Raw genomic sequence first — 24682 nt, 5'->3', positions numbered from 1 at the left:
TGTCCCTTTCAGTGCTTCTATACCTCTGACACACGGCAACCACGAGAAAGGTTCCAGGTCCGGCCATGGCGCTCACGCTCTACGTCGACACCGCGCGCTGGCGGGCGCACCACAAGCACGTGCAGGAGCAGTTCCCCGGTCTCGTGCCGGTCTGCAAGGGCAACGGCTACGGCTTCGGGCACGAGCGGCTGGCGGAGGAGGCCACGCGACTGGGCTCGGACATCCTCGCCGTCGGCACGACGTACGAAGCCGCCCGGATCAAGGACTGGTTCAGCGGGGACCTGCTGGTGCTGACGCCCTACCGGCGCGGCGAGGAGCCGGTGCCGCTGCCGGACCGGGTGATCCGCTCGGTCTCGTCGATAGACGGGGTGTACGGCCTGGTCGGTGCCCGCGTGGTGATCGAGGTGATGTCCTCGATGAAACGGCACGGCATCAGCGAGCAGGACCTCGCCCAGCTGCACGCCGCCATCGAGAACGTCCGCCTGGAGGGCTTCGCCCTGCACCTGCCGCTGGACCGCACCGACGGCTCGGACGCGGTCGAGGAGGTCATCGGCTGGATGGACCGGCTCCGCGCGGCCCGGCTGCCCCTGCACACCATGTTCGTCAGCCACCTCAAGGCCGAGGAACTGGTCCGGCTCCAGCAGCAGTTCCCGCAGACCCGGTTCCGTGCCCGCATCGGCACGCGGCTGTGGCTGGGGGACCACGACGCCACCGAGTACCGCGGCGCCGTCCTGGACGTCACGCGCGTGGCCAAGGGCGACCGCTTCGGCTACCGGCAGCAGAAGGCGGCCTCCGACGGCTACCTGGTGGTCGTGGCGGGCGGTACGTCGCACGGGGTGGGCCTGGAGGCCCCCAAGGCGCTGCACGGCGTCATGCCACGTGCCAAGGGCGTCGCCCGGGCCGGCCTGGCGACGGTGAACCGGAACCTTTCTCCCTTCGTCTGGGGCGGCAAGCAGCGCTGGTTCGCCGAACCGCCGCACATGCAGGTGTCGATCCTGTTCGTCCCCGCGGACGCGCCCGAGCCGAAGGTCGGCGAGGAGCTGGTGGCCCATCTGCGGCACACCACCACGCAGTTCGACCGGCTCGTGGACCGCTGACCGCGGCAGCGCAGCGAGAAGGCCCAGCGAGAAGGCCGTACAGGGTCTCCCTGTACGGCCTTCTCCATGACCGGTGACGGCCGCACGGTGCACCCCGCCGTTCGCTCAGAGCGAACCGCCGGCCGTGCCCCGCTTGCCCCACGCGATGGGCGGCCCTTCGCGGTGGGCTGCCGTCCGCCGCCGGGAGCGGACCGCGGGCCCCAGGACGAAGACGTCCTCGGCCCCGTCGAGCACACCGCCCGAGGGGTCGTCGTCGCCGGAGCGGCGCACCGGGTCCCGCTCCGGCAGGAAGATGTCCCGCACGACCATCACGCACAGGTAGAGCGTGCCCAGCAGGTGCAGGGCGATGGCCCAGTGGTAGCCGTCGGTGGGCAGGCCCTTGTGGGCGTCCCCGCTGGTCGTGTAGGCGAGGTACAGCCAGATGCCCAGGAAGTACGCCACCTCGCAGGCCTGCCAGATCAGGAAGTCCCGCCACTTGGGCCGGGCCAAGGCGGCCAGGGGCACCAGCCACAGCACGTACTGGGGCGAGTAGACCTTGTTGGTGAGGATGAACGCGGCGACGATCAGGAAGGCCAGCTGGGCGAACCGCGGGCGGCGCGGAGCGGTCAGCGCGAGGGCCGCGACGCCCGCGCAGCACGCCAGCATCAGCAGCGTGGCGAGGGTGTTGACGGTGTCGGTGGCCAGCGGGTCGTCCGAGTTCTGGGCCATGATCAGCCAGAAGGAGCCGAAGTCGACGCCCCGTTCCTGGCTGAACGTGTAGAACTTCGACCAGCCCTCGAAGGCGAAGAGCATCACCGGCCCGTTCACGACGATCCAGGCGACGGCAGCGCCGCCCACGGCCGTGGCGTACTCACGCCATCGGCCGGCGCGCCAGCACAGCACCAGCAACGGTCCCAGCAGCAGGAAGGGATAGAGCTTGGCCGCCGTGGCGAGCCCCAGCAGGACGCCGAAGGCGAGGGAGCGGCCCCGGGACCACATCAGCATCGCCGCGGCCGTCAGGGCGACGGCCAGCAGGTCCCAGTTGATCGTGGCCGTCAGCGCGAAGGCGGGCGCCAGGGCGACCAGCAGACCGTCCCAGGGGCGCCGCGCGTGGGTGCGGGTCACGCAGACGGCGATGACCGAGGCGCACACCATGAGCATCCCGGCGTTGACCATCCAGTACCACTGTTCCTGGTCCTGGATGGTGCCGCTGCCGGGCGTGAGCCAGGAGGCGACCTCCATGAAGACGCCGGTCAGCACCGGGTACTCCAAGTACTGCATGTCGCCGGGGAGCCGGTCGAAGTACGGCACGAGCCCGTCGGCGAAGCCCCGCCCCTGGTACAGGTGCGGGATGTCCGAGTAGCAGGCGTGCGTGTACTGCGAGCTCGCGCCGAAGAACCAGGCGCCGTTGTAGCAGGGCGCCTTCTGGACCAGGCCGAGGGCGAACATCCCGATCGCCACCAGGGCGATCACCCGGACGGGAGTCCACCAGGACGCCCCGAGCAGGGCGCGCCGCCCGAGCGGGCCACCGATCAGCTCGCTGCCGGCTGCGGCGACCTCGTCCTCCTGGGTCGGCCGCACCGGGTCCGGCTCGTGGACGCTCGCTGGCGTCGTTTCTGCACTGGGCATGTCGCACATCCTGCCGTACCTGTCCCGCATAACGTCGAGGGCCGCCGCACCCGAGCGGGTGCGGCGGCCCTCGTTTCACGTGAAACAGGCTGTTTCACGTGAAACACCCAAGCCGGGCGATCGACCGGCTATCCGGCGGAGCCTCCGAAGATGCCTCCGTTGCCGTTGCCTCTGGTGCTGCCACCGTCCGGGCTGGTGTCGGTCGGTGTGGGCTCGGTACTCGCGCCTCCGTCCGTGCCGCCGTTGTCCGCGCCACCGTTCTGTCCGCCACCGTCCTCCTCGCAGCCGAAGAAGCCGCAGGTGTCGCTCGGTGAGGGAGAGGGAGAGGTCGGCGTCTCGCTGGGCGTGGCGCTGGGCGTCTCGCTCGGCGTCTCGCTCGGCGTCTCACTGGGAGTGGGCGTCGGCGACGGGGCGCCTGCCGCGTCCTGGATCGCACCGATCTTCTCGGCCTGCGGGAAGCCAGGGTCGGGTTCATCCGCAAGGGCGCGCTTCATGTACTCGGTCCAGACCTCCGTCGGGACGTCACCGCCGTGGATGGACTTTTCACCCGCCGTGCCGTTCATCGAGAGCAGCTTGGCGCTCTTGGGGTCCTCACGGAACATCGCGACCGAGGTGGACAACTGCTGGGTGTAGCCGACGAACCACGCCGACTTGTTCTCGTCCGTCGTGCCGGTCTTGCCGGCCGCCGTACGGCCCAGAGCCAGTGCCTTCTTGCCCGTACCGTTCTGGATGACGTTCTCCAGGACGTCCGTGACGTTGTTCGCCACGTTCTCGGGCATCGCCTGGGTGATCCTCGGAGGGTCGAAGCCTTCGATCTCCTGCCCGTTGAACTTGACGCTGGTCACCGAGTACGGAGCGGCCTGCTTGCCGGCGGCGGCGAACGTCGCGTAGGCGTCGGCCATGCGGATCGCGCTGGGCGTGGAGGTACCGAGCGCGAACGACGGGTTGAGCGCGGCGAAGCTGCTGTCCAGGATTCCGGCCTTCTCGGCCACGTCCCGCACGTTCCTCATCCCCACGTCCATGCCGAGCTGCACGAACGGCGTGTTGACGGACTGCTCCATCGCCTTGCGCAGGGTGATGTAGCCCCAGGGGCGGTCGCTCTCGTTCTCCTGGTAGAACGGCGTGTTGTCCTTCTTCAGGACATAGGAACCGTCGTTGTTCGTGATCCTGAGGTGGTCGTTGCCGTTGTACTTGCTGAGCGGCGACAGGGGACCGTCGCTGCGGTAGGTGCCGTGCTCCATGGCCGCGGCCAGCACGAACGGCTTCCACGTCGAACCGACGGGGACACCCGAGGTGTCCGCGTTGTTGTTGAAGTGGCCGTTCTCGTAGCCGGCGCCGCCGTAGAGGGCGACGATGGCACCGTCCTTGGGCTTCACCGACGCCGCGCCGAACTGGACGTGCTTGTCCAGCTCACGCTTCTCCGGGTCCAGCTTCTCCTTCTCGATCTTCTTCACGGCCGCGGCCAGCGCCTCGACCTTGCTCTTCTCGAAGGTCGTCCTGATCTGGTAGCCGCCCTGGTCGAACTGCTGCTCCGTGATGTCGGAGTGGTTCAGGACGTACTTCTTGGCCGTGTCCACCAGGTAGCTGATCTGGCCGCTCATGCCCTTGGTGGCCTTGCGGCCCTGCGGCATGGGGTACTTCTTGGTCGCTTCCTGGTACTGGGCGTCCGTGAGCTTGTCGTCGTTGTGCATCTGCTCGAGGATCCAGCTCCAGCGCTCCTTGGACCGCTTGAGGTTGGCGTCCTTGTTCGCCGCCGGGTCGAGGCTCTCGTTGCCCGCCGGGTCGTAGTACGTCGGGCCCTTGAGCAGGGCGGCGAGGAAGGCGCACTCGCTCGGCTCGAGCTCGTGGGCGTCCTTGCCGTAGTACGTCTGGGCCGCGGCCTGGATGCCGTAGGCGCCCCGCCCGTAGTACGAGGTGTTGAGATAGCCCTGCAGGATCTCCTTCTTGCCGAGCTTCGTGCCCACCTTGATGGAGATGAACATCTCCTTGAACTTGCGGGAGACCGTCTGCTCCTGGCTCAGGTAGGTGTTCTTCACGAACTGCTGGGTGATCGTCGAACCACCCTGCGTGTCACCGCCCCGGGCCATGTTCGCCAGGGCCCGCGCGATGCCCATGGGGTCGACGCCCGAATCCTGGTAGAAGGTCTTGTTCTCGGCCGAGATCACCGCATCCTGCATGGCCTTCGGGATCCGGTCGATCGTGACGTTCTGCCGGTTCTGGCCACTGCCCGTCGCGACCATCTGCTGGCCGTTGGACCAGAGGTAGACGTTGTTCTGCGACCGGGCCGCAGCGTTCTCCTCGGTGGGGACGCCCACCATGGCGTAGCCGATGCCCGCCACGGCCACCAGGCTGCCGAAGAAACCGATGCACAAGCCGGAGACGAGCTTCCAGGACGGCATCCAGCGCTGCCAGCCGTATCTGCCGGCCCGCGGATAGTCGATCAGCCGCTTCTTGTCGGACACGGCGGCCCCACGCCCCCGGCCCCGGCCGGCGGCCGCCCCGGCCGCGCCCATGGCTGCGCCACGCCGGCCGCCCCGCGGCGGTTCGGCCGCTCTCCGCCGGCCGCCCCCACTTCTCTGCGCCGCACGCCGGGCCTCGGCACGGCCGCCGTACGGACGCTGCTCACCCCCCGAGCCGTAGGAGTCCGACCCATAGGAGTCGGACGGAGACCCGGTGGCGCCTCGCGGTGCCGCTCGGCGGCCGGAGGACGAGCCGGACTGGCCGCGTCGGGCCGCGGCACGTCCGCCTCCCTGCGGCTGCGGCGGTTTGCGACGGTGCTCGCTCATCGAACGACTACTCCTCGGGCAGGCGCACCCTTGCGCGCCTGGAAACGGCGGCTGGTTTCCGGTCCCCCCGAAGTACGGATGCGGTCGGCTCCGCATTCATCGGTCCCGCATGCACCCGTACTACACCGAAGACGACGACGCTCTCGGGCGTCACTCGGTTCCCGGTGATGTGCATGGCGCACAGACTACGCACCGCCAAAACCTGCCGAGCCCCGAACTTCATCTCAAATCAGGCAACTCGCGTCCGATGAATCGGTGATGTGACCCCGTTCACCACACCCCCTCTTGTCGCATCCGGAAGGCCGTTCTATCGTCGTGATGTATCGAGTCGATACATCAACCCGACACATCGCCCCGAGACATCGGAGCGATACACCGGACGGAGACCCGCGCACCGGGCGGAGAGGAGGCGACGATGAGCCGGCGTTCCGGCATCCTCGAGTTCGCCGTACTCGGCCTGCTCCGGGAATCTCCGATGCACGGCTACGAGCTGCGTAAACGCCTCAACACGTCCCTGGGCGTGTTCCGTGCGTTCAGCTACGGGACGCTCTACCCCTGCCTCAAGACGCTGGTCGCCAACGGCTGGTTGATCGAGGAACCGGGGAACGAGTCCGAGGCCGTTCCCCTCACCGGCCGCCGCGCCAAGATCGTCTACCGGCTGACGGCGGAGGGTAAGGAGCACTTCGAGCAGCTGCTCTCGCAGACCGGGCCCGACGCGTACGAGGACGAGACCTTCGCCGCCCGTTTCGCTTTCTTCGGGCAGACCTCACGCGATGTGCGCATGCGCGTACTGGAGGGCCGCCGCAGCCGGCTGGAGGAGCGTCTGGAGAAGATGCGCGCCTCCCTGGCCCGGACCCGGGAACGACTCGACGACTACACGCTCGAGCTTCAGCGCCACGGGATGGAGTCCGTGGAGCGCGAGGTGCGCTGGCTGAACGAGCTCATCGAGAGCGAGCGGGCGGGACGGGACCTCAAGGGCCCCGCCTCCGGGGAGCCCGCTTCGCGCGACACCACATCTGGAGCGTCGGGCGGCCTGCCCCGGCCGGGGGACGACCCCCGTCCGGATACGCCCGACGACACCGCCACGTGAGAGCCCGCAGCGGGCCTCACTCGTACACACAGGGAGCAACCGGAATGGGTTCGGTTCGCGTAGCCATCGTCGGCGTGGGCAACTGCGCCGCGTCGCTGGTGCAGGGAGTCGAGTACTACAAGGACGCCGACCCGGCGTCCAAGGTGCCGGGCCTGATGCACGTCCAGTTCGGCGACTACCACGTCCGCGACGTCGAGTTCGTCGCCGCGTTCGACGTGGACGCCAAGAAGGTCGGCCTCGACCTCGCGGACGCCATCGGCGCCTCCGAGAACAACACCATCAAGATCTGCGACGTGCCCCGCACCGGCGTGACGGTCCAGCGCGGCCACACCCTCGACGGCCTGGGCCGGTACTACCGCGAGACCATCGAGGAGTCCGCCGAGGAGCCCGTCGACGTCGTCCAGGTCCTCAAGGACCGCCAGGTCGACGTCCTGGTCTGCTACCTGCCCGTCGGCTCCGAGGACGCCGCGAAGTTCTACGCCCAGTGCGCCATCGACGCCAAGGTCGCCTTCGTCAACGCCCTCCCGGTCTTCATCGCCGGCACCAAGGAGTGGGCGGACAAGTTCACCGAGGCGGGCGTCCCGATCGTCGGCGACGACATCAAGTCGCAGGTCGGTGCCACCATCACGCACCGCGTCATGGCGAAGCTGTTCGAGGACCGGGGCGTCGTCCTGGACCGCACGATGCAGCTGAACGTCGGCGGCAACATGGACTTCAAGAACATGCTCGAGCGCGACCGCCTGGAGTCGAAGAAGATCTCCAAGACCCAGGCCGTCACCTCCCAGATCCGCGACCGCGACCTGGGTGAGGGCAACGTCCACATCGGCCCGTCCGACTACGTCGCCTGGCTGGACGACCGCAAGTGGGCCTACGTCCGCCTGGAGGGGCGTGCCTTCGGCGACGTCCCGCTGAACCTGGAGTACAAGCTGGAGGTCTGGGACTCCCCGAACTCCGCCGGCGTCATCATCGACGCCCTGCGCGCCGCGAAGATCGCCAAGGACCGCGGCATCGGCGGCCCGATCCTGTCGGCGTCGAGCTACTTCATGAAGTCCCCGCCCGTGCAGTACTTCGACGACGAGGCCCGCGAGAACGTCGAGAAGTTCATCAAGGGTGAGGTCGAGCGCTGACGCGCCGCAACCGGCCGCTCCTGCCAGGGCTGTGAGGGTCCCCGGGTCGTATGGCCCGGGGACCCTCCCCGTATGTGAGGCTGGGCCCCATGGCCGTCGTCCGTGACCTGCGCGTGCTGCTGCGCTTCCAGGGCTTCCGGCGCCTGCTCGCCGTCCGTCTGCTGTCCCAGGGCGCCGACGGCGTGTACCAGGTCGCGCTCGCCGCCTACGTCGTCTTCTCTCCGGAGCGGCAGACCTCGGCGGCCGCGATCGCCTCCGCGATGGCCGTGCTGCTGCTCCCGTACTCGCTCGTCGGCCCCTTCGCCGGCGTCCTGCTCGACCGCTGGCGGCGCCGCCAGGTCCTGCTCCACGGCAGCCTGCTGCGCGCCCTGCTGGCCTGCGCGACGGCCCTGCTGATACTCAGTCCGGCACCGGACTGGCTCTTCTACGTCTCCGCCCTGTGCGTCACCGCCGTCAACCGCTTCGTCCTCTCCGGTCTGTCCGCCGCTCTGCCGCGCGTGGTCGACACCGAGCGCCTCGTCCTCGCCAACTCCCTCTCCCCGACCGCCGGAACACTGGCGGCGACCGCGGGCGGCGGCCTCGCCTTCGCCGTCCGCCTGGTGGGGGCGGACTCCGACGCGGCCGTGGTGCTCGTGGCGGCCGGGCTGTACCTGTGCGCGGCCCTGGCGACGCTGACCATGGCCCGGGAACTCCTCGGCCCCGACCGGAGCGCGGTGCGCGTGCGGATCGGCACGGCTCTCACCGGCACGGTGCGCGAACTCGCGGCAGGCGTACGGCACCTGGCCGCATCGCCGCGCCGGGAGGCCGCCTGGGCGCTGGCAGCCATGTCCGTGATGCGGTTCTGCTACGGCGCGCTCCTCGTCATGCTGCTGATGCTCTGCCGGTACGCCCTCACCTCCACCCCGGACGAGGGACTCGCCCTGCTGGGCCTGGCGTTGGGCGTGTCGGGCGCCGGTTTCTTCGCGGCGGCGGTGGTGACGCCCTGGACCGCGGGGCGGCTGGGGCCGGGCCGCTGGATCGTCGTGTGCGCCGGGGCCGCCGCCGTGCTGGAGCTCGCGCTCGGACTGCCGTTCGCCACCGTGCCCCTGCTGGTCGCGGCGTTCGTCCTGGGCCTGACCACCCAGGGAGCGAAGATCGCCACGGACACCATCGTCCAGTCCTCCGTCGACGACGGCTTCCGTGGCCGGATCTTCTCGGTCTACGACGTCCTGTTCAACGTCTTCTTCGTCGCCGCGGCCGCAGTCGCCGCCCTGATGCTGCCGCCGGACGGCCGGTCCGTACCCCTGGTGGCCACGATCGCCGTGATCTACGCGACGGTAGCTACCGCTATGGCCCGGTTCGGGCGCGAGTCAGTGTCACATCAATGACACAGAGCCACTTCTGACTACTGCGGTGTCAGTGGGGACCGTTACCTTACGTGGGTCTTATCTCGCGACATGTTCGCGTCACGCATCCATGTTTTCAGGGGGAACCCACGTGTCCACTCCGCCGCCCCAGGGCAACCCGTTCGCGCAGAACCAGCCCACGGGTCAGCCCCAGGCTCCGTACCCGCCGCAGGGCGGCTACCCCCAGCAGCCCGGCCAGCCCGGCATCCCGCCCCAGGGCGCGGGTCCGTACGCCCCGGTTCCGCCGCAGCCGTCCGGCCGCAAGGTCAGCGCCAAGATGATCAAGAACATCGTGATCGTCGTCGCGGTGGCGGGCATCGCCATCGGCGGCTGGATCACCAGCCGGGACGACGCGAACACGGCGGCCGTCGGCGACTGCATGCACCGCGGCAGCACCGACGACAACAACCCGGACCTTGAGGTCGTCGAGTGCAGCGACGCGAAGGCCCAGTTCAAGGTGCTGGCCAAGATCGAGGGCTCCTACATGACGCAGACTCTGGCGTCGAGCAAGTGCAAGTCCGAGGCCGAGGACTTCCAGTACACGTACACCGAAAGCGGTGACGGCAAGGACTTCCTGCTCTGCCTGCAGGACTACAAGAAGTAGGACCGGCACGGACAGGGGCGGTGTTTCACGTGAAACACCGCCCCTTCGTCCGTCCCCGGGGCGGCGTGTTTCACGTGAAACATGCCGCCCCGGCCCACGGACTCAGCCCTCCTGCTCGGCCCACCACTCCTTGAGCACCGCGACCGCCGCGTCATGGTCCATCGGCCCGTGCTCCAGCCGCATCTCCAGCATGTGCTTGTAGGCGCGGCCGACGACCGGACCGGGACCGACGCCCAGAATCTCCATGATCTGGTTGCCGTCGAGATCGGGGCGGATGGAGTCCAGCTCCTCCTGCTCCTGCAGCCGGGCGATCCGCTCCTCCAGCCCGTCGTACGCCCGGGACAGGGCCGCCGCCTTGCGCTTGTTGCGCGTGGTGCAGTCCGAGCGGGTCAGCTTGTGGAGGCGGTCGAGGAGCGGCCCGGCGTCACGGACGTAGCGGCGGACCGCGGAATCCGTCCACTCACCGGTGCCGTAGCCATGGAAACGCAGGTGGAGTTCGACCAGACGTGAGACGTCCTTCACCAACTCGTTGCTGTACTTGAGCGCGGTCATGCGCTTCTTGGTCATCTTCGCCCCGACCACCTCGTGGTGGTGGAAGGAGACCCGGCCGTCCTTCTCGAAGCGCCGGGTACGCGGCTTGCCGATGTCGTGCAGGAGGGCGGCCAGCCGGAGGGTGAGGTCGGGCCCGTCGTCCTCCAGCGCCATCGCCTGTTCCAGGACGATCAGCGTGTGGTCGTAGACGTCCTTGTGCCGGTGGTGCTCGTCGCGCTCCAGACGCAGAGCCGGCAGCTCGGGCAGCACGTGATCGGCGAGGCCGGTCTCCACGAGCAGCGACAGGCCCTTGCGCGGGTACGGGGAGAGGATCAACTTGTTCAGCTCGTCCCGGACCCGCTCGGCCGAGACGATCTCGATCCGCCCGGCCATCTCCGTCATCGCCGCGACGACCTCGGGGGCGACCTCGAAATCCAGCTGAGCCGCGAAGCGCGCGGCCCGCATCATCCGCAGCGGGTCGTCGGAGAAGGACTCTTCCGGAGTGCCCGGGGTGCGCAGGACACGCGCGGCGAGATCCTCCAGACCGCCGTGCGGGTCGATGAACTCCTTCTCCGGCAGCGCGACGGCCATCGCGTTCACGGTGAAGTCACGGCGGACGAGATCCTCCTCGATCGAATCGCCGTACGACACCTCGGGCTTGCGCGAGGTCCGGTCGTACGCCTCCGACCGGTAGGTGGTCACCTCGATCTGGTAGCCGCCCTTGTGGGCGCCGACCGTGCCGAAGGCGATCCCGACCTCCCAGACGGCGTCCGCCCAGGGGCGCACGATCTTGAGTACGTCCTGGGGACGGGCGTCGGTCGTGAAGTCCAGGTCGTTGCCGAGCCGCCCCAGCAGCGCGTCCCGGACCGAGCCGCCGACCAGGGCGAGTGAGAACCCGGCCTCCTGGAAGCGGCGGGCGAGGTCGTCGGCGACAGGAGCGACCCGTAGCAGTTCACTCACCGCGCGCTGCTGCACCTGGCTCAGGACACTGGACGTTTCTTCGTTGGCGTTCGGCACAACAGAAGAGGGTACGTGGCCCGGGCATCCCGCAGCTCCTCGTATACGGGGTGAGGACACGTCCCTCCATACCCGCACAAGGGCTGCCCTTGAGCGGTAAAGAACCGCTCCCTTCCATAGGTCCGCATACCGGACAGCGGTACGCCGGCCCGCGATCTTGTGGGGCGGACCGCGGCACTTCCCCTCAGCGCGCATCGTTACCATGCGTGGACGCACATTCCGACGACCACTGACGACGACGAGGGACGGGCGAGCGCGTGGCCGACGCGGCAGACTTCCAGGGGACCAGTGCCTCACCTGCCCGCCGGTGGCTGCGGCGCACCGGGGCACTGCTCGCTGGTGCGCCCCTGCTGGCCGGACTCCTCCAGATGCCCGGCGCGCCCCCCGCGGACGCGACGGGACAGGAGTCCCCGCAGGCCGCCTCCGGCGCGGGCTCGGTCTCCGTCGCCGTCGACTCCCTCACCCCCAGCGTCCCCACCGAGGGGGACACGCTGACGGTGTCGGGCACGGTCACCAACAACGGCAAGCAGGCGGTCACCGACGCCCACGTCGATCTGCGGGTGGGCCCCCAGGTCGAGACCCGCTCGTCCATCGACACCCTGGCCAAGAAAAGCGACGACCTGCAGGGTCCCGCCGGCCAGGAGGTCGGCGGGAAGTACACCGAGAAGTTCCCCAGGCTCACCCCGGGCGTGGCGGAGCCCTTCACGATCTCCGTTCCGGTGGAGGAGCTGGACCTCGGCGGGAACGGCGTCTACCAGCTGGGCGTCACCCTCTCCGGGGAGACCGCCGCTCAGCCCTGGGACCGGGTCCTCGGCATCCAGCGCACGTTCCTGCCCTGGCAGCCGGAGGAAGCCGACACGAAGACCAGGACCACGTTCCTGTGGCCACTCGTCTCCACCTCCCACATGGCGGCCGAGACGGGGTCGAACGAGCAGCAGACGCCGGTCTTCCGCGACGAGGAGCTCGCCGAGGAGATCTCCCCGGGCGGCCGCCTCGACCAGATGGTGTCGCTGGGCGAGTCCCTCGACGTCACGTGGGTGGTCGACCCGGACCTGCTGGCGTCCGTCGACGCGATGACGAGGAGCTACGAGGTCCGCGCCGCCGACGGCAGCACCACACCCGGCAGGAACCAGGAGCTCGCCAAGCGGTGGCTGACCGACCTCCAGCAGGCGGTCGCCGGCAAGGAGGTCGTGGCGCTGCCGTTCGGCGACCCCGACCTGGCCTCCCTCGCCCACAACGGCACGACCGTGACCGGGTCGCTGAGTCACCTCAAGGAAGCCACCGACGTCGTCGACGACACGGTGGAGACGATCCTCCACGTGAAGCCGAACACGGACTTCGCCTGGCCCGTCGACGGGGCCGTCGACCCGTCGATCGTGAAGGTCGCGACGTCCGCGGGCGCCGACAAGGTGATCGCCCGCGGCGACAGCCTCCAGGACAACCTCCCCTACACGCCCTCAGCGGCCCGGCCCATCGGCGGCGGCACCACGGCGGTCGTGGCGGACGCCAGGATGTCCACGCCGTTCCAGGGCGATCTGACGAGGGCCTCCGCGTCCACGCTCGCCGTGCAGCGCTTCCTCGCCCAGAGCCTGACGCTGGGCCTGCAGACCGGCAAGCAGCGCAGCGTCGTCGTCGCCCCGCAGCGCATGCCCTCCGTCAGCCAGGCCCGGGCCATGTCCGAAGCCCTGACGGCCCTGCAGGACGGGAACTGGTCCGAGTCCCAGGACCTCGCGGACGCCGCCCGGGCCAAGCCCGACCCCGCGGCGAACACGAAGGTGCCCCCGGCGTCGGTCTACCCCCGTGACCTGCGCAAGCAGGAACTGCCGCGGGCCGCGTTCGAGCAGATCGCCAGGACGCAGGGCAAGCTCGACAAGTTCAAGGTGATCCTCACCATCCAGTCCCGCGTGGTCACCCCGTTCGGCCGGGCCATGAACCGCGAGATGTCCACCTCTTGGCGCGGCCGGGGCGTCGCGGCGGTGGGCTACCGCTACGACATCGAGTCCTACCTCGACGGGCTCATCGACGGGGTCAAGCTGATCCAGAAGACGGAGACCAAGCTCTCCGGCCGCAGCGCCACGATCCCCGTGACGGTCCAGAACAACCTGGTGCAGGGCGTCGAGCACCTGCAGCTGCGGCTCACGTCGCAGAACCCGACCCGCCTCAAGATCGGCGACGCCCCTTACGAGGAGCAGCCCGTCGCGGTCAACGGCGGCCACAGCCAGTCGGTGAAGTTCACCACGTCCGCCAACGCCAACGGACAGGCCAAGGTGGTCGCCCAGCTGTACACGGAGGACGGCCGGCCCTACGGCGACCCCGTCATCTTCGACGTGCGGGTGACCGAGGTCACCCCCACCGTCATGCTGGTCATCGGCGGCGGCTTCCTCCTCCTGGTCCTGGCCGGCTTCCGGATGTACACCCAGCGCAAGCGCGCCGCCGCCCGCGAAGCGGCCGAGCCGGAGGACACCGCCGAGGCCGGCGAGACCGCCGACGGCCCGCGGGAACCGGCCGGCACTCCGCAGAACCCGCACACCGCCGGCGACCGTCCCACGGAGGAGTCCACTGCGGGTTCCCGGGCCCACACCCCGGAGCAGCCGAGTGACCCGGTCCCGGACACCGCAGCGGAAAGCGCCGACCCGTCCGGCACGGGTGAGAGAGTGGACCGTTGAGATGTCGTGGCCGGTGGGCCCGGGACGATGAGGTGGGGTAACCATGAACGCGCCGTACGACGGTGACCGCGGCCGTGCCGCGGGCAGCCCGGGCCACCCCGAGTCGGGCGGGCCCGAGGGCTCGCCGGCCGAGCACGGCCAGGTACCGCCGCAGCCGCCCGCGGACATGTACCTCCAGGACGCCTACGCCCCGGACCCCTACCAGGCGCACGACCTCGCCGCCCAGGACCCGGTCGGCGAGGCGCTCTACGACCGCGCCGCGCACCCGCCCCCCGCCCCGGGCACCTACCCGCCCCAGCAGCAGCTGTACGCCCAGCCGCCGCAGTCGCCGTACGCACCCGATCCGCGGGTGTGGGCCCAGACGCCCGCGCCCGAGCCGGACGGCCCCACGCGGCACCTCCCCTACGGCGACGACCCGCGTACCACCCAGTTCGTCGGCGTGGACGACCTCGTCTCCCGGGCGGGCGGGCCACGCCAGGAACCGGACGCGTTCGCGCACCTCTTCCGGGACCAGCAGCAGAGCAGCGGCCACCCCTCGTACGAGACGCCGTCGGTCCCCGGCCCATCACCGGCGCCCACGGGGCAGGGCCAGTACCAGGCACCCGGGCACGGTGACACGGCGACGTCCCCGGCCGACGAGGCACCCGCGCCGGAGCCCGCCGCCGCGCCCGCCCCGAAGAAGGGCGGCCGCGCCGGGGGCCTGCTGAAGTCCAGCGCCGTGATGGCGGCGGGCACGATGGTCTCCCGGCTCACCGGCTTCATCCGCTCCGCGCTGATCGTCTCGGCCCTGGGCGTCGGCCTTCTCGGTGACACCTTCCAGGTCGCCTACCAGCTGCCGACGATGATCTACATCCTCACGGTCGGCGGCGGCCTGAACTCCGTCTTCGTACCGCAGCTGGTGCGCGCCATGAAGGAGGACGAGGACGGCGGCGAGGCGTACGCCAACCGCCTGCTGACCCTCGTCATGGTGACGCTCGGCGCCCTCACCGCCCTGTCGATCCTCGGCGCGCCGCTCCTGATCCGCCTGCTGTCCGACCCGGTCGCCAGCGACCCGGCGGCGAACCGGGTCGGCATCACCTTCGTCCAGTACTTCCTGCCCTCGATCTTCTTCATGGGCGTCCACGTGGTGATGGGGCAGATCCTCAACGCCCGGGGCAAGTTCGGCGCGATGATGTGGACCCCGGTCCTGAACAACATCGTCATCATCGTGACGCTGGGCATGTTCATCTACGTCTACGGCACCGCGGCCGACTCCGGGATGAAGGTCACCACCATCCCGCCGGAGGGCCAGCGCCTGCTCGGCATCGGTGTGCTGCTCGGCCTCGTGGTCCAGGCACTGGCGATGATCCCCTACCTGCGTGAGACCGGGTTCCGGCTGCGGCTGCGCTTCGACTGGAAGGGCCAGGGCCTCGGCAAGGCCGTCACGCTCGCCAAGTGGACGGTCCTGTTCGTCCTCGCCAACCAGGCGGGCGCGATGATCGTCATCCAGCTGTCGACCGCGGCGGGCAAGGCCTCGCCCGTCGACGGCACCGGCTTCGCCGCCTACGCCAACGCCCAGCTGATCTGGGGCCTGCCGCAGGCCATCATCACGGTCTCCCTGATGGCCGCCCTGCTGCCGCGCCTGTCACGCTCGGCGGTCGAGGGCGACGGCGGCGCTGTCCGCGACGACATCTCCCAGGGTCTGCGCAACACGGCCGTCGCGATCGTGCCGATCGCCTTCGGCTTCCTCTCGCTCGGCATCCCGCTGTGCACGCTGATGTTCGGCTCCTCGGGCACCAGCGAGGCGACCAACATGGGGTACATGCTGATGGCGTTCGGCCTCGGCCTGATCCCGTACTCCGTGCAGTACGTGGTCCTGCGTGCCTTCTACGCCTACGAGGACACCCGAACGCCCTTCTACAACACGGTCATCGTGGCCGCGGTCAACGCCGGCGCCTCGGCGGCCTGCTACTTCGTCATCCCGTCCCGCTGGGCCGTGGTCGGCATGGCCGCCTCCTACGGACTGGCCTACGCGATCGGCGTCGGCGTGGCCTGGCGCCGGCTGCGCAAGCGGCTGGGCGGGGACCTCGACGGCGCCCGCGTGCTGCGGACTTACGCCCGGCTGTGCATCGCGTCGATCCCGGCCGCCCTGCTCAGCGGCGCGGCCGTCTACGGCATCGGTCACACGCTCGGCCAGGGCGTCGCGGGCTCGCTCGTCGCGGTGTTCGCCGGCGGTGCCGTGCTGCTCGGGGTCTTCTTCGTCGCCGCCCGCCGCATGCGCATCGAGGAACTCAACTCGCTGGTCGGCATGGTCCGCGGGCGCCTGGGACGCTGAGGAGGGGGGTAGGCGCACAACCATCGTCAGCCACCGCGTGTCGTGCATAGCGGCGGACTGTGGGCACAATTGGTTTCGGCGTCGGACGGCGCGCATCGGATGCGGACCGGCGCGCAATGGATGGGGAGGCAGGAACGACGGTGGCGGAACGGAGTACGGCTGCCGTCGACGTGGCAGACAACAGCGGCGAGACGTCGCTGACCGCGGAGGCGGACCAGTCCACGGCCGACGGGGTGGCCAAGAACCTGGAGCGGGACACGGACAGCGACGAGGTACAGGAGAGCACCCGGGCCGACGGTTCCGGGAAGACCTCGACGCCTGAGCTGCACAGTGGTCACAAGCTCGCCAGACGCTACCGCCTCGAGGAGTGCGTCACCCGTCTGGACGGTTTCAGCAGTTGGCGTGCCGTGGACGAGAAGCTCCGCCGAGCCGTCGGCGTGCACATCCTGCCCGCGGACCACGCACGGGCCCGGTCCGTCCTGGCCGCCGCCCGCTCCTCGGCACTCCTCGGCGACCCGCGCTTCGTCCAGGTGCTGGACGCGGTGGAGGAGAACGACCTCGTCTACGTGGTCCACGAGTGGCTCCCGGACGCGACCGAACTGACCACGCTCCTCGCCTCCGGGCCGCTGGAGCCGTACGACGCCTACCAGATGGTCAGCCAGGTCTCCGCCGCCATGGCCGCCGCCCACCGTGAGGGCCTCGCCCACCTGCGACTGAACCCCAACGCCGTCCTGCGCGCCTCGACCGGCCAGTGGCGCATCCGCGGCCTCGCCGTGAACGCCGCCCTGCGCGGCATCTCGTCCGACACCCCGCAGCGCACCGACACCGAGGCCATCGGCGCCCTGCTGTACGCGGCGCTGACCCAGCGCTGGCCGTACGAGAGCGACGCCTACGGGCTGTCGGGGCTTCCGAAGGACATCGGCCTCATCGCACCCGACCAGGTACGGGCCGGGGTGCACCGCGGACTGTCCGAGCTCTCGATGCGGGCCCTCGCCAACGACGGTGCCACCGCCTCCCGGCACGAGTCGCCGTGCACCACGCCGGAGGAGCTGGTGAAGGCGATCGGCGAGATGCCCCGCATCCGCCCGCCGGAGCCGGCGTTCACCGCCCCGCCCGAGTACCAGCGCACGACGTACCAGCAGGGCACCTACGGCCGCCAGGTCCCCGGTGCGACCCAGTCGATCCCCGCCCCGCCGCCCCCGCTGCAGAGCCGCACCGGCAAGGCCCTGAAGTGGGCCGTGTCCGCCCTCCTGATCGCCGCCCTCGGCCTCGGCAGCTGGCAGCTGGCCGACGCCCTCATGGACCAGGGCGGCAAGGCAGAGGACCCGACCAAGACGCAGAACAACGAGGGCGACAAGAACAAGAACCGCCCGGCCCCGAAGCCGATCGCGATCAAGGGCTCCCAGGAGTACGTCGCCAAGGGCCAGGCCCAGCACGCCGCCGACGTCGGCAAGACCTACGACGGCGACACGTCAACGGCCTGGCGCACCAACAGCTATCTCGACGGTCCCAAGATGGTGATAAAGCCGGGTGTCGGCATCGTCTACGACCTCGGGTCCGAGCAGCAGGTCTCGTCCGCGACCCTGTCGCTCCGGTACGGCGGTGACCACACCACGGCCGAGCTGTACGCGACCGATTCCCTCGGTTCCGCCACCCCGCTGAGCTCCATGAAGAAGCTCGGCACGGTGACGTCGAGCAGCACCACCGCGAAGATCACCGTCGACAAGCCGGTGAAGAGCCGGTACGTCCTGGTCTGGCTGACGGCGCTGCCCTACTCGGGCTACGACCCGTCCAACTTCGGTGACGCGGGCTACAAGCAGGCGATCACCGAAGTGAAGTTCACGGGCTGAGAGCCGACCGAGGGGAAGGGGTCCGATGGGGGACAGCGCCGAACTCAGCGGTGCGACGGATCAGGACCTCCTCGCCCGCCATGTGGAGGGTGACCCCGACGCCTTCGGGGAGATCGTCCGGCGGCACCGTGACCGGCTCTGGGCCGTCGCCCTGCGGACCCTGGGGGACCGCGAGGAGGCCGCTGACGCGGTGCAGGACGCGCTCGTCTCCGCCTACCGGGCCGCCCACACCTTCCGTGGCCAGTCGGCCGTCACGACCTGGCTGCACAGGATCACCGTGAACGCCTGCCTCGACCGGGCCCGCAAGGCGGCCTCCCGGAAGACCTCCCCCGTCGACGACACCGAGCGTCTGGAGCAGCTGCTGGAGCCGCACGAGTCGGCCTCCGCACCTGCCGAGCGCAACGATCTCCACCGGCAGCTCGTCGAGGCGCTGGGCACGCTGCCGGCCGATCAGCGCGCGGCGCTCGTCCTGGTGGACATGCAGGGCTATCCCGTCGCGGAGGCAGCCCGCATCCTCGACGTGCCGACCGGCACGGTGAAGAGCAGGTGCGCCCGCGGCAGAGCCAGACTCCTGCCGCTGCTCACCCACCTCCGGCCGGACGGCAGCGGCAAGAAGACGGGCACGGAACGGAACCGGACGCCGGAGTCGGCCGTCCCACCCGCAGCGGGTCCGCACCCAGCGGAACCGCCGGACACAGGACCGAGCGACTCAGCTGTAGTGAAGGGCGGAGGTGGGCGAGCGTGACGTCGACGACCGACATGGCCGGGCACCCGGACGTCGCGGAGATCTCCGACCTCGTCGAGGGCCTCCTCCCACCGGCCCGGAGCAGCGACCTGCGGCGGCATCTCGACGCGTGTGAGCTCTGCGCGGACGTCCACGCCTCCCTGGAGGAGATCCGCGGGCTGCTCGGCACCCTGCCGGGTCCCCCGCGCATGCCCGCCGAGGTCGCCGGGCGCATCGACGCCGCACTCGCCGCCGAGGCCCTGCTGACGGCCACCCGCCCGGAGACCTCGGAGGAGAGGGGCGCATCTCCGGGGGCTCCCGGCTCAGGCTCCGGCTCTGGCTCTGGCTCCAGCTCCGAGTCCGACTCGAAGCCCACCCCCGCCGGAGACGACACCGGTGCGCATGTTTCACGTGAAACATCGACGTCCGCCGACCGGCCCGCCGGCCGCCCCCGCTCTTCGACCACCGGACCGGGACGCAAGGGACGCACGCGAAACGGACGTCGCAGGATCGCCGTTCTGGGCACCGTCTTCACCGTCGCCGCCCTGGGGCTGGGATCGGTACTCCTGTCGTCCCTCGGGGACGGCCAGCCCTCGCGCGACACGGCGAGCGGTCAGCGGACCACCCCCGCGGACACCTTCTCGGAGGGGCAGCTGCGGAACCAGGTTTCCGATCTCCTCTCCGAAAACAAGAGCGAGACCGAGGAAGGCGGCGGTACCCGCAGTCCCTTCGGCGCGGCGACCGCACCGGGCACCGACGATCCGAGAGTCTTCCGGGAGGTCGTGGTACCCGGCTGCGTGCGTGATGGCATCGGGCGTGAAGACGCCGCCCTCGCTGTCGAGAACGGCACGTACCAGGGGAAGAAGGCCATGCTCGTGCTGCTCCCCGATGCCGCCGACGCCACGCGGGTCACCGCCTACATCGTCGACGCGACCTGTGTGGCGCAGAAGGACTCCGCTGCCCCGGGCAAGGTCCTCCTGAAGCGTACCTACCCGTCTCCCTGAGCCGGTGCCTCGTCTCTCCCGTGGGTGGTGTCCGGCACGGGGCGCATCTCCGTGTGCCCGGACACAGCGGGAATGCGCGCCCCTTAGGATCCGTTGGGTGGGGTGAGAGCTCCGCAAGAAGCTCCCACCGGTCGAACGACGCAGTCCAGAGACGAGGAATCAAGCCGTGAGCGACGTCCGTAACGTGATCATCATCGGCTCCGGGCCCGCCGGTTACACGGCGGCGCTGTACACCGCACGCGCGTCGCTGAAGCCCCTGGTGTTCGAGGGGGCCGTCACCGCGGGTGGTGCGCTCATGAACACCACCGACGTCGAGAACTTCCCGGGCTTCCAGGACGGCATCATGGGCCCCGAGCTCATGGACAACATGCGTGCCCAGGCGGAGCGCTTCGGCGCCGAGCTCGTCCCGGACGACGTGGTGGCCGTCGACCTGACCGGTGAGATCAAGACCGTCACGGACACCGCCGGCACCGTCCACCGGGCCAAGGCCGTGATCGTGGCGACGGGTTCGCAGCACCGCAAGCTCGGCCTGCCGAACGAGGACGCCCTCTCCGGCCGTGGCGTGTCGTGGTGCGCCACGTGTGACGGGTTCTTCTTCAAGGACCAGGACATCGCCGTGATCGGTGGTGGCGACACCGCGATGGAGGAGGCCACCTTCCTCTCGCGGTTCGCCAAGTCCGTCACCGTCGTCCACCGGCGTGACACCCTGCGTGCCTCCAAGGCCATGCAGGAGCGCGCCTTCGCCGACCCGAAGATCTCGTTCGTGTGGGACAGCGAGGTCGCCGAGATCCAGGGCGACGCGAAGCTCTCCGGCCTGAAGCTGCGCAATCTCAAGACCGGCGAGCTCTCGGACCTGCCGGTGACCGGACTCTTCATCGCCATCGGCCACGACCCCCGCACCGAGCTCTTCAAGGGCCAGCTCGACCTGGACGAAGAGGGCTACCTGAAGGTGAACGCGCCGTCGACGCGCACGAACCTGACCGGCGTCTTCGCTGCCGGTGACGTCGTGGACCACACCTACCGGCAGGCGATCACGGCGGCCGGCACCGGCTGCTCCGCCGCTCTGGACGCCGAGCGCTTCCTGGCCGCCCTCGCGGACGAGGAGCAGCCGGAGCCCGAGAAGACCGCTGTCTGACCCCTCCCTACCCGCCCCACGCACCAACAGTTAAGGAGCCCGCCGTGGCCGGCACCCTGAAGAATGTGACCGACGACTCCTTCGAGCAGGACGTCCTCAAGAGCGACAAGCCCGTCCTGGTGGACTTCTGGGCCGCCTGGTGCGGTCCGTGCCGCCAGATCGCGCCGTCCCTCGAGGCGATCGCCTCCGAGTACGGCGACAAGATCGAGGTCGTCAAGCTCAACATCGACGAGAACCCGGGTACGGCCGCCAAGTACGGCGTCATGTCCATCCCGACCCTGAACGTCTACCAGGGTGGCGAGGTCGCCAAGACCATCGTGGGTGCCAAGCCGAAGGCCGCGATCGTTCGCGACCTGGAGGAGTTCATCGCCGAGTGAGGCGGCTGAGCCGTCGCGCCGACGGCGCATGTTTCACGTGAAACACGAATGGGCCAACCCGAACGGGTTGGCCCATTCGTTTGTCTGCCCCTCGCTACAGAGGTCGCAGGGCCGGCTCCTTCTGGACGGCTCCCAGAAGCCGGTCGAGCGCCATCTCGACGTCTTCCTTCCAGGAGAGCGTGGACCTCAGCTCCAGCCGTAGCCGGGGGTGCGTGGGATGCTGCCGGACTGTCTTGAAGCCCACCGCCAGAAGATGCTCGGCGGGCAGTACGCAGGCCGGCTCCTTCCACCGGGCGTCTCCGAACGCCTCGATCGCCTTGAAGCCGCGCCGCAGCAGATCTTTCGCCACCGTCTGGACCATCACCCGGCCCAGTCCTTGCCCCTGGTAGCCCGGCACGATGAACGCGGTGATCAGCTGGACGGCGTCGGGAGAGACCGGACTCGTGGGGAACGCCGTGGAGCGGGGGACATAAGCGGGAGGAGCGTAGAGCACGAAACCCACCGGCACATCGTCGACGTAGACGACCCGGCCGCAGGAGCCCCAGTCCAGCAGGACAGCTGAGATCCAGGCTTCCTTCTCCAGGTCGGACGTGCCCGCCTTTACCGCTGCTTCACCGCTGACCGGGTCGAGCTCCCAGAAGACGCACGAACGACAGCGCTGGGGGAGGTCCTGAAGGTTGTCCAGCGTGAGCGGTGCAAGCCGACGCCCCATGAAGGCTGTTCCTCGCTTCCTTCGCCCGCCACGTCACGGGCGGCTGTCAGAGCACTCCGTTCCCTGAGGAGACTGCCGATGAACCCACCGACGGCTCCCAGCCCCAGACCGGCGCTCACCAGCCCGGTGCGGCTCATCGTTCGCATGGCCCCTGCCTCCCTCTCAGAGGTGTTGCCGGAGGTCGCGCCGTATCCGAACGCATCGTATCCACGATGCGATTCCCTCGAAACCGGCAGAAAGGAAAAAGCGGGCCACGTTCCGGTACACACCGGACACGGCCCGCTCTGTCGGATGCACAGCCGAGACTCCTCCGGAGACTCAGGACTCGCTTTCCTCGGAGTCGCCCTCCAGAAGATTCTTCTGCAGGACCGGCCCCTCACCGGGAGCGAGCGAATCGAGGATCCGCTCCAAGTCCTCCATCGAGGCGAACTCGACGGTGATCTTGCCCTTCTTCTGTCCCAGGTCGACCTTCACCCGCGTCTCGAACCGGTCCGAGAGCCGCGTGGCGAGGTCCGACAACGCGGGAGAGACCCGAGCTCCGGCCCGCGGCCCCTTGGGGCGCTGGGCCTTCTGAGGACGTGATCCCATGAGGGTCACGATCTCCTCGACGGCACGCACCGAAAGCCCTTCGGCGACGATGCGGTGGGCCAGCCTGTCCTGTTCCTCCGAGTCCTCCACGGACAGCAGAGCCCGAGCATGACCGGCGGAGAGCACTCCCGCGGCGACCCGGCGCTGCACGGCCGGCGACAGCTTCAGCAGGCGCAGGGTGTTGGAGACCTGCGGGCGCGAGCGGCCGATGCGGTCCGCCAGCTGGTCGTGCGTGCAGTTGAAGTCCCTGAGCAACTGGTCGTAGGCGGCGGCCTCTTCCAGCGGGTTCAGCTGAGCGCGGTGCAGGTTCTCCAGCAGGGCGTCCAGGAGGAGCTTCTCGTCCTCCGTCGCCCGCACGATCGCGGGGATCGCTTCCAGGCCCGCCTCACGACAGGCCCGCCAGCGACGCTCGCCCATGATGAGCTCGTAGCGGGCGGGGCCCACCTGCCGGACGACGACCGGCTGGAGGAGCCCCACTTCCTTGATGGAGGTGATGAGCTCGGAGAGCGCGTCCTCGTCGAAGACCTCACGCGGCTGCCGCGGGTTCGGGGTGATCGAGTCGAGCGGGATCTCCGCGAAGTGCGCACCAATCGGTGCGGCGGGCGCGGCCGGGGCAGCAGGCTGCGCCGCTTCCTCTGTTTCACGTGAGACAGGGGGCAGCGTCGCCACCTTCGCTGCGGCCACTCCGCGGTCGTTGGGCAGCACGGGCACTGCCGCGGGGGACGCGGAAGCGGATCCCCCCGCTGCCGCCTGGGCCACCGACTTCTCTGTCGGGGCGGCAGGGATCAGTGCGCCGAGACCACGGCCCAGCCCCCTCCGTCGCTCGCTCACTGGATGCCCTCCACCATGCTCGGGTCGTTCTGTTGGGCGCCGATATGGGCGTGCGTGGCGTCATAGCTGATGCCCACGCCCTTCAGCGCGATCTCTCGTGCCGCCTCAAGATAAGAGAGGGCACCACTCGATCCTGGATCGTAAGTCAGAACCGTCTGCCCGTAGCTCGGGGCCTCGGAGATACGGACGGAACGGGGGATGCTCGTCCGCAGCACCTCGTCGCCGAAGTGGGTGCGTACCTCTTCGGCGACCTGGGACGCCAGCCGGGTCCGGCCGTCGTACATGGTGAGCAGAATGGTCGACACGTGCAGGGCGGGGTTCAGGTGCCCCCGCACCAGATCGACGTTGCGCAGCAACTGACCCAGGCCCTCCAGCGCGTAGTACTCGCACTGGATGGGGATCAGGACCTCCTGGCCCGCCACCAACGCGTTGACCGTCAGGAGGCCCAGCGAGGGCGGGCAGTCGATGAGGATGTAGTCCAGCGGCTGCTCGTACGCCTGGATGGCGCGCTGCAGTCTGCTCTCCCGGGCCACAAGGGACACCAGCTCGATCTCCGCACCGGCGAGATCGATGGTGGCGGGGGCGCAGAAGAGGCCTTCGACATCGGGAACCGGCTGGACGACTTCGGAGAGCGGCTTGCTCTCCACCAACACGTCGTAGATGGACGGCACTTCGGCGTGGTGGTCGATGCCCAGTGCGGTGGACGCGTTCCCCTGGGGATCGAGGTCGACCACGAGGACCCGGCCACCGTGCAGGGCCAGCGACGCGGCCAGGTTGACGGTGGTCGTCGTCTTGCCCACACCGCCCTTCTGGTTGGCGACCACGATGATCCGGGTCTGCTCGGGCCGCGGCAGACCCTCGCCGGCACGGCCCAGAGCCTCCACCGCCAATTGGGCAGCACGACCGATGGGAGTGTCGTCCATCGGAGGCGGTGTTTCACGTGAAACATCCGCCCCCATCGACTCGGTACGGGGACCGGGGACCGGATCGGTCATCGGTCCCGCGATGTTGGCGTCGGACCGCAAGGATTCACTCTCCTCGACTTCAGGCTCGCAATGAACAGAGCCTCCCATGTCTTCGGGGTCGTGAACCAGTGAGGCCTGACGTTCTGTGGAGAAATCCACCTCTGTGGACAACTCGGTTCCCTCGTCGAGTGAGCCGAGGGGCTTACGGTCGCGGGGTTCGGCCGCAGCGCGGCCACGACTGATGATGCCGTGCAGCAGTGAGCGACGTTTC

The 24682-nt window shown here is 69.6% G+C and carries 18 protein-coding genes; 12 read left to right on the top strand and 6 right to left on the bottom strand.

Annotated elements, in window-relative coordinates; translation table 11 throughout:
• Window positions 1–65 precede the first annotated feature (65 nt).
• The gene (locus tag AC07DA_RS13195; RefSeq protein ID WP_479127479.1) at window positions 66–1097 is read left to right on the top strand and encodes an alanine racemase; all 1032 of its coding nucleotides are present in this window, start codon (window positions 66–68) and stop codon (window positions 1095–1097) included.
• A 105-nt stretch (window positions 1098–1202) separates the two neighbouring features.
• Here AC07DA_RS13195 and AC07DA_RS13190 read toward each other — a convergent pair whose 3' ends face one another.
• Together AC07DA_RS13190 and AC07DA_RS13185 are read right to left on the bottom strand one after the other, a co-directional pair.
• Complete coding sequence (locus AC07DA_RS13190; RefSeq protein ID WP_479127477.1) at window positions 1203–2714, bottom strand: glycosyltransferase family 87 protein; 1512 nt, start codon at window positions 2712–2714, stop codon at window positions 1203–1205.
• 119 nt (window positions 2715–2833) lie between these two features.
• The gene (locus AC07DA_RS13185; RefSeq protein WP_479127826.1) at window positions 2834–5104 is read right to left on the bottom strand and encodes a transglycosylase domain-containing protein; all 2271 of its coding nucleotides are present in this window, start codon (window positions 5102–5104) and stop codon (window positions 2834–2836) included.
• Between the two features lie 802 nt (window positions 5105–5906).
• On the opposite strand from AC07DA_RS13185, the gene AC07DA_RS13180 reads away from it, so the two are divergent.
• From AC07DA_RS13180 to AC07DA_RS13165, 4 genes are all read left to right on the top strand, one after another.
• Window positions 5907–6581 (top strand): PadR family transcriptional regulator, encoded by a 675-nt coding sequence (locus tag AC07DA_RS13180; RefSeq protein ID WP_425944346.1) that lies wholly within the window; start codon window positions 5907–5909, stop codon window positions 6579–6581.
• A gap of 44 nt (window positions 6582–6625) precedes the next feature.
• On the top strand, window positions 6626–7708 hold the full coding sequence (locus AC07DA_RS13175) for an inositol-3-phosphate synthase (protein WP_479127475.1): 1083 nt from the start codon (window positions 6626–6628) through the stop codon (window positions 7706–7708).
• Between the two features lie 89 nt (window positions 7709–7797).
• Entirely contained in the window at window positions 7798–9075 is a 1278-nt protein-coding gene (locus tag AC07DA_RS13170) for an MFS transporter (protein ID WP_479127473.1), read from the top strand.
• Between the two features lie 109 nt (window positions 9076–9184).
• The gene (locus AC07DA_RS13165) at window positions 9185–9697 is read left to right on the top strand and encodes an LppU/SCO3897 family protein (protein WP_479127471.1); all 513 of its coding nucleotides are present in this window, start codon (window positions 9185–9187) and stop codon (window positions 9695–9697) included.
• A 102-nt stretch (window positions 9698–9799) separates the two neighbouring features.
• Here the strand turns inward: AC07DA_RS13165 and AC07DA_RS13160 are convergent, their stop codons facing one another.
• Window positions 9800–11245, bottom strand: a complete 1446-nt coding sequence (locus tag AC07DA_RS13160) for a CCA tRNA nucleotidyltransferase (RefSeq protein WP_479127470.1) — start codon at window positions 11243–11245, stop codon at window positions 9800–9802.
• 257 nt (window positions 11246–11502) lie between these two features.
• Between AC07DA_RS13160 and AC07DA_RS13155 the strand changes: the two genes are divergently transcribed.
• The 7 genes from AC07DA_RS13155 (at window position 11503) to trxA (ending at window position 21315) form a co-directional block, all read left to right on the top strand.
• Complete coding sequence (locus AC07DA_RS13155; protein WP_479127469.1) at window positions 11503–13911, top strand: DUF6049 family protein; 2409 nt, start codon at window positions 11503–11505, stop codon at window positions 13909–13911.
• Between the two features lie 43 nt (window positions 13912–13954).
• Entirely contained in the window at window positions 13955–16225 is a 2271-nt protein-coding gene (gene murJ, locus AC07DA_RS13150; RefSeq protein ID WP_479127467.1) for a murein biosynthesis integral membrane protein MurJ, read from the top strand.
• A gap of 140 nt (window positions 16226–16365) precedes the next feature.
• Window positions 16366–18075, top strand: a complete 1710-nt coding sequence (locus AC07DA_RS13145; protein ID WP_479127465.1) for a protein kinase family protein — start codon at window positions 16366–16368, stop codon at window positions 18073–18075.
• Between the two features lie 25 nt (window positions 18076–18100).
• A complete protein-coding gene (gene sigM / locus AC07DA_RS13140; RefSeq protein ID WP_479127463.1) occupies window positions 18101–18820 on the top strand; it encodes an RNA polymerase sigma factor SigM in 720 nt (239 codons plus the stop codon).
• A complete protein-coding gene (locus AC07DA_RS13135) occupies window positions 18817–19803 on the top strand; it encodes an anti-sigma factor family protein (protein ID WP_479127461.1) in 987 nt (328 codons plus the stop codon). The genes sigM and AC07DA_RS13135 overlap by 4 nt, the downstream gene beginning before the upstream one ends.
• A gap of 166 nt (window positions 19804–19969) precedes the next feature.
• On the top strand, window positions 19970–20938 hold the full coding sequence (trxB, locus tag AC07DA_RS13130) for a thioredoxin-disulfide reductase (protein WP_479127460.1): 969 nt from the start codon (window positions 19970–19972) through the stop codon (window positions 20936–20938).
• 44 nt (window positions 20939–20982) lie between these two features.
• Entirely contained in the window at window positions 20983–21315 is a 333-nt protein-coding gene (gene trxA, locus AC07DA_RS13125; RefSeq protein WP_010032728.1) for a thioredoxin, read from the top strand.
• A gap of 94 nt (window positions 21316–21409) precedes the next feature.
• Here trxA and AC07DA_RS13120 read toward each other — a convergent pair whose 3' ends face one another.
• From AC07DA_RS13120 to AC07DA_RS13110, 3 genes are all read right to left on the bottom strand, one after another.
• Entirely contained in the window at window positions 21410–22027 is a 618-nt protein-coding gene (locus tag AC07DA_RS13120) for a GNAT family N-acetyltransferase (protein ID WP_479127457.1), read from the bottom strand.
• A gap of 318 nt (window positions 22028–22345) precedes the next feature.
• Window positions 22346–23446 (bottom strand): ParB/RepB/Spo0J family partition protein, encoded by a 1101-nt coding sequence (locus AC07DA_RS13115; RefSeq protein WP_479127455.1) that lies wholly within the window; start codon window positions 23444–23446, stop codon window positions 22346–22348.
• Window positions 23443–24519, bottom strand: a complete 1077-nt coding sequence (locus AC07DA_RS13110) for a ParA family protein (RefSeq protein WP_308287298.1) — start codon at window positions 24517–24519, stop codon at window positions 23443–23445. The genes AC07DA_RS13115 and AC07DA_RS13110 overlap by 4 nt, the downstream gene beginning before the upstream one ends.
• Window positions 24520–24682: the final 163 nt, after the last annotated feature.

The organism is Streptomyces sp. NPDC044921, assembly GCF_056432865.1.
This window is presented reverse-complemented; position numbering and strand designations above follow the sequence as displayed.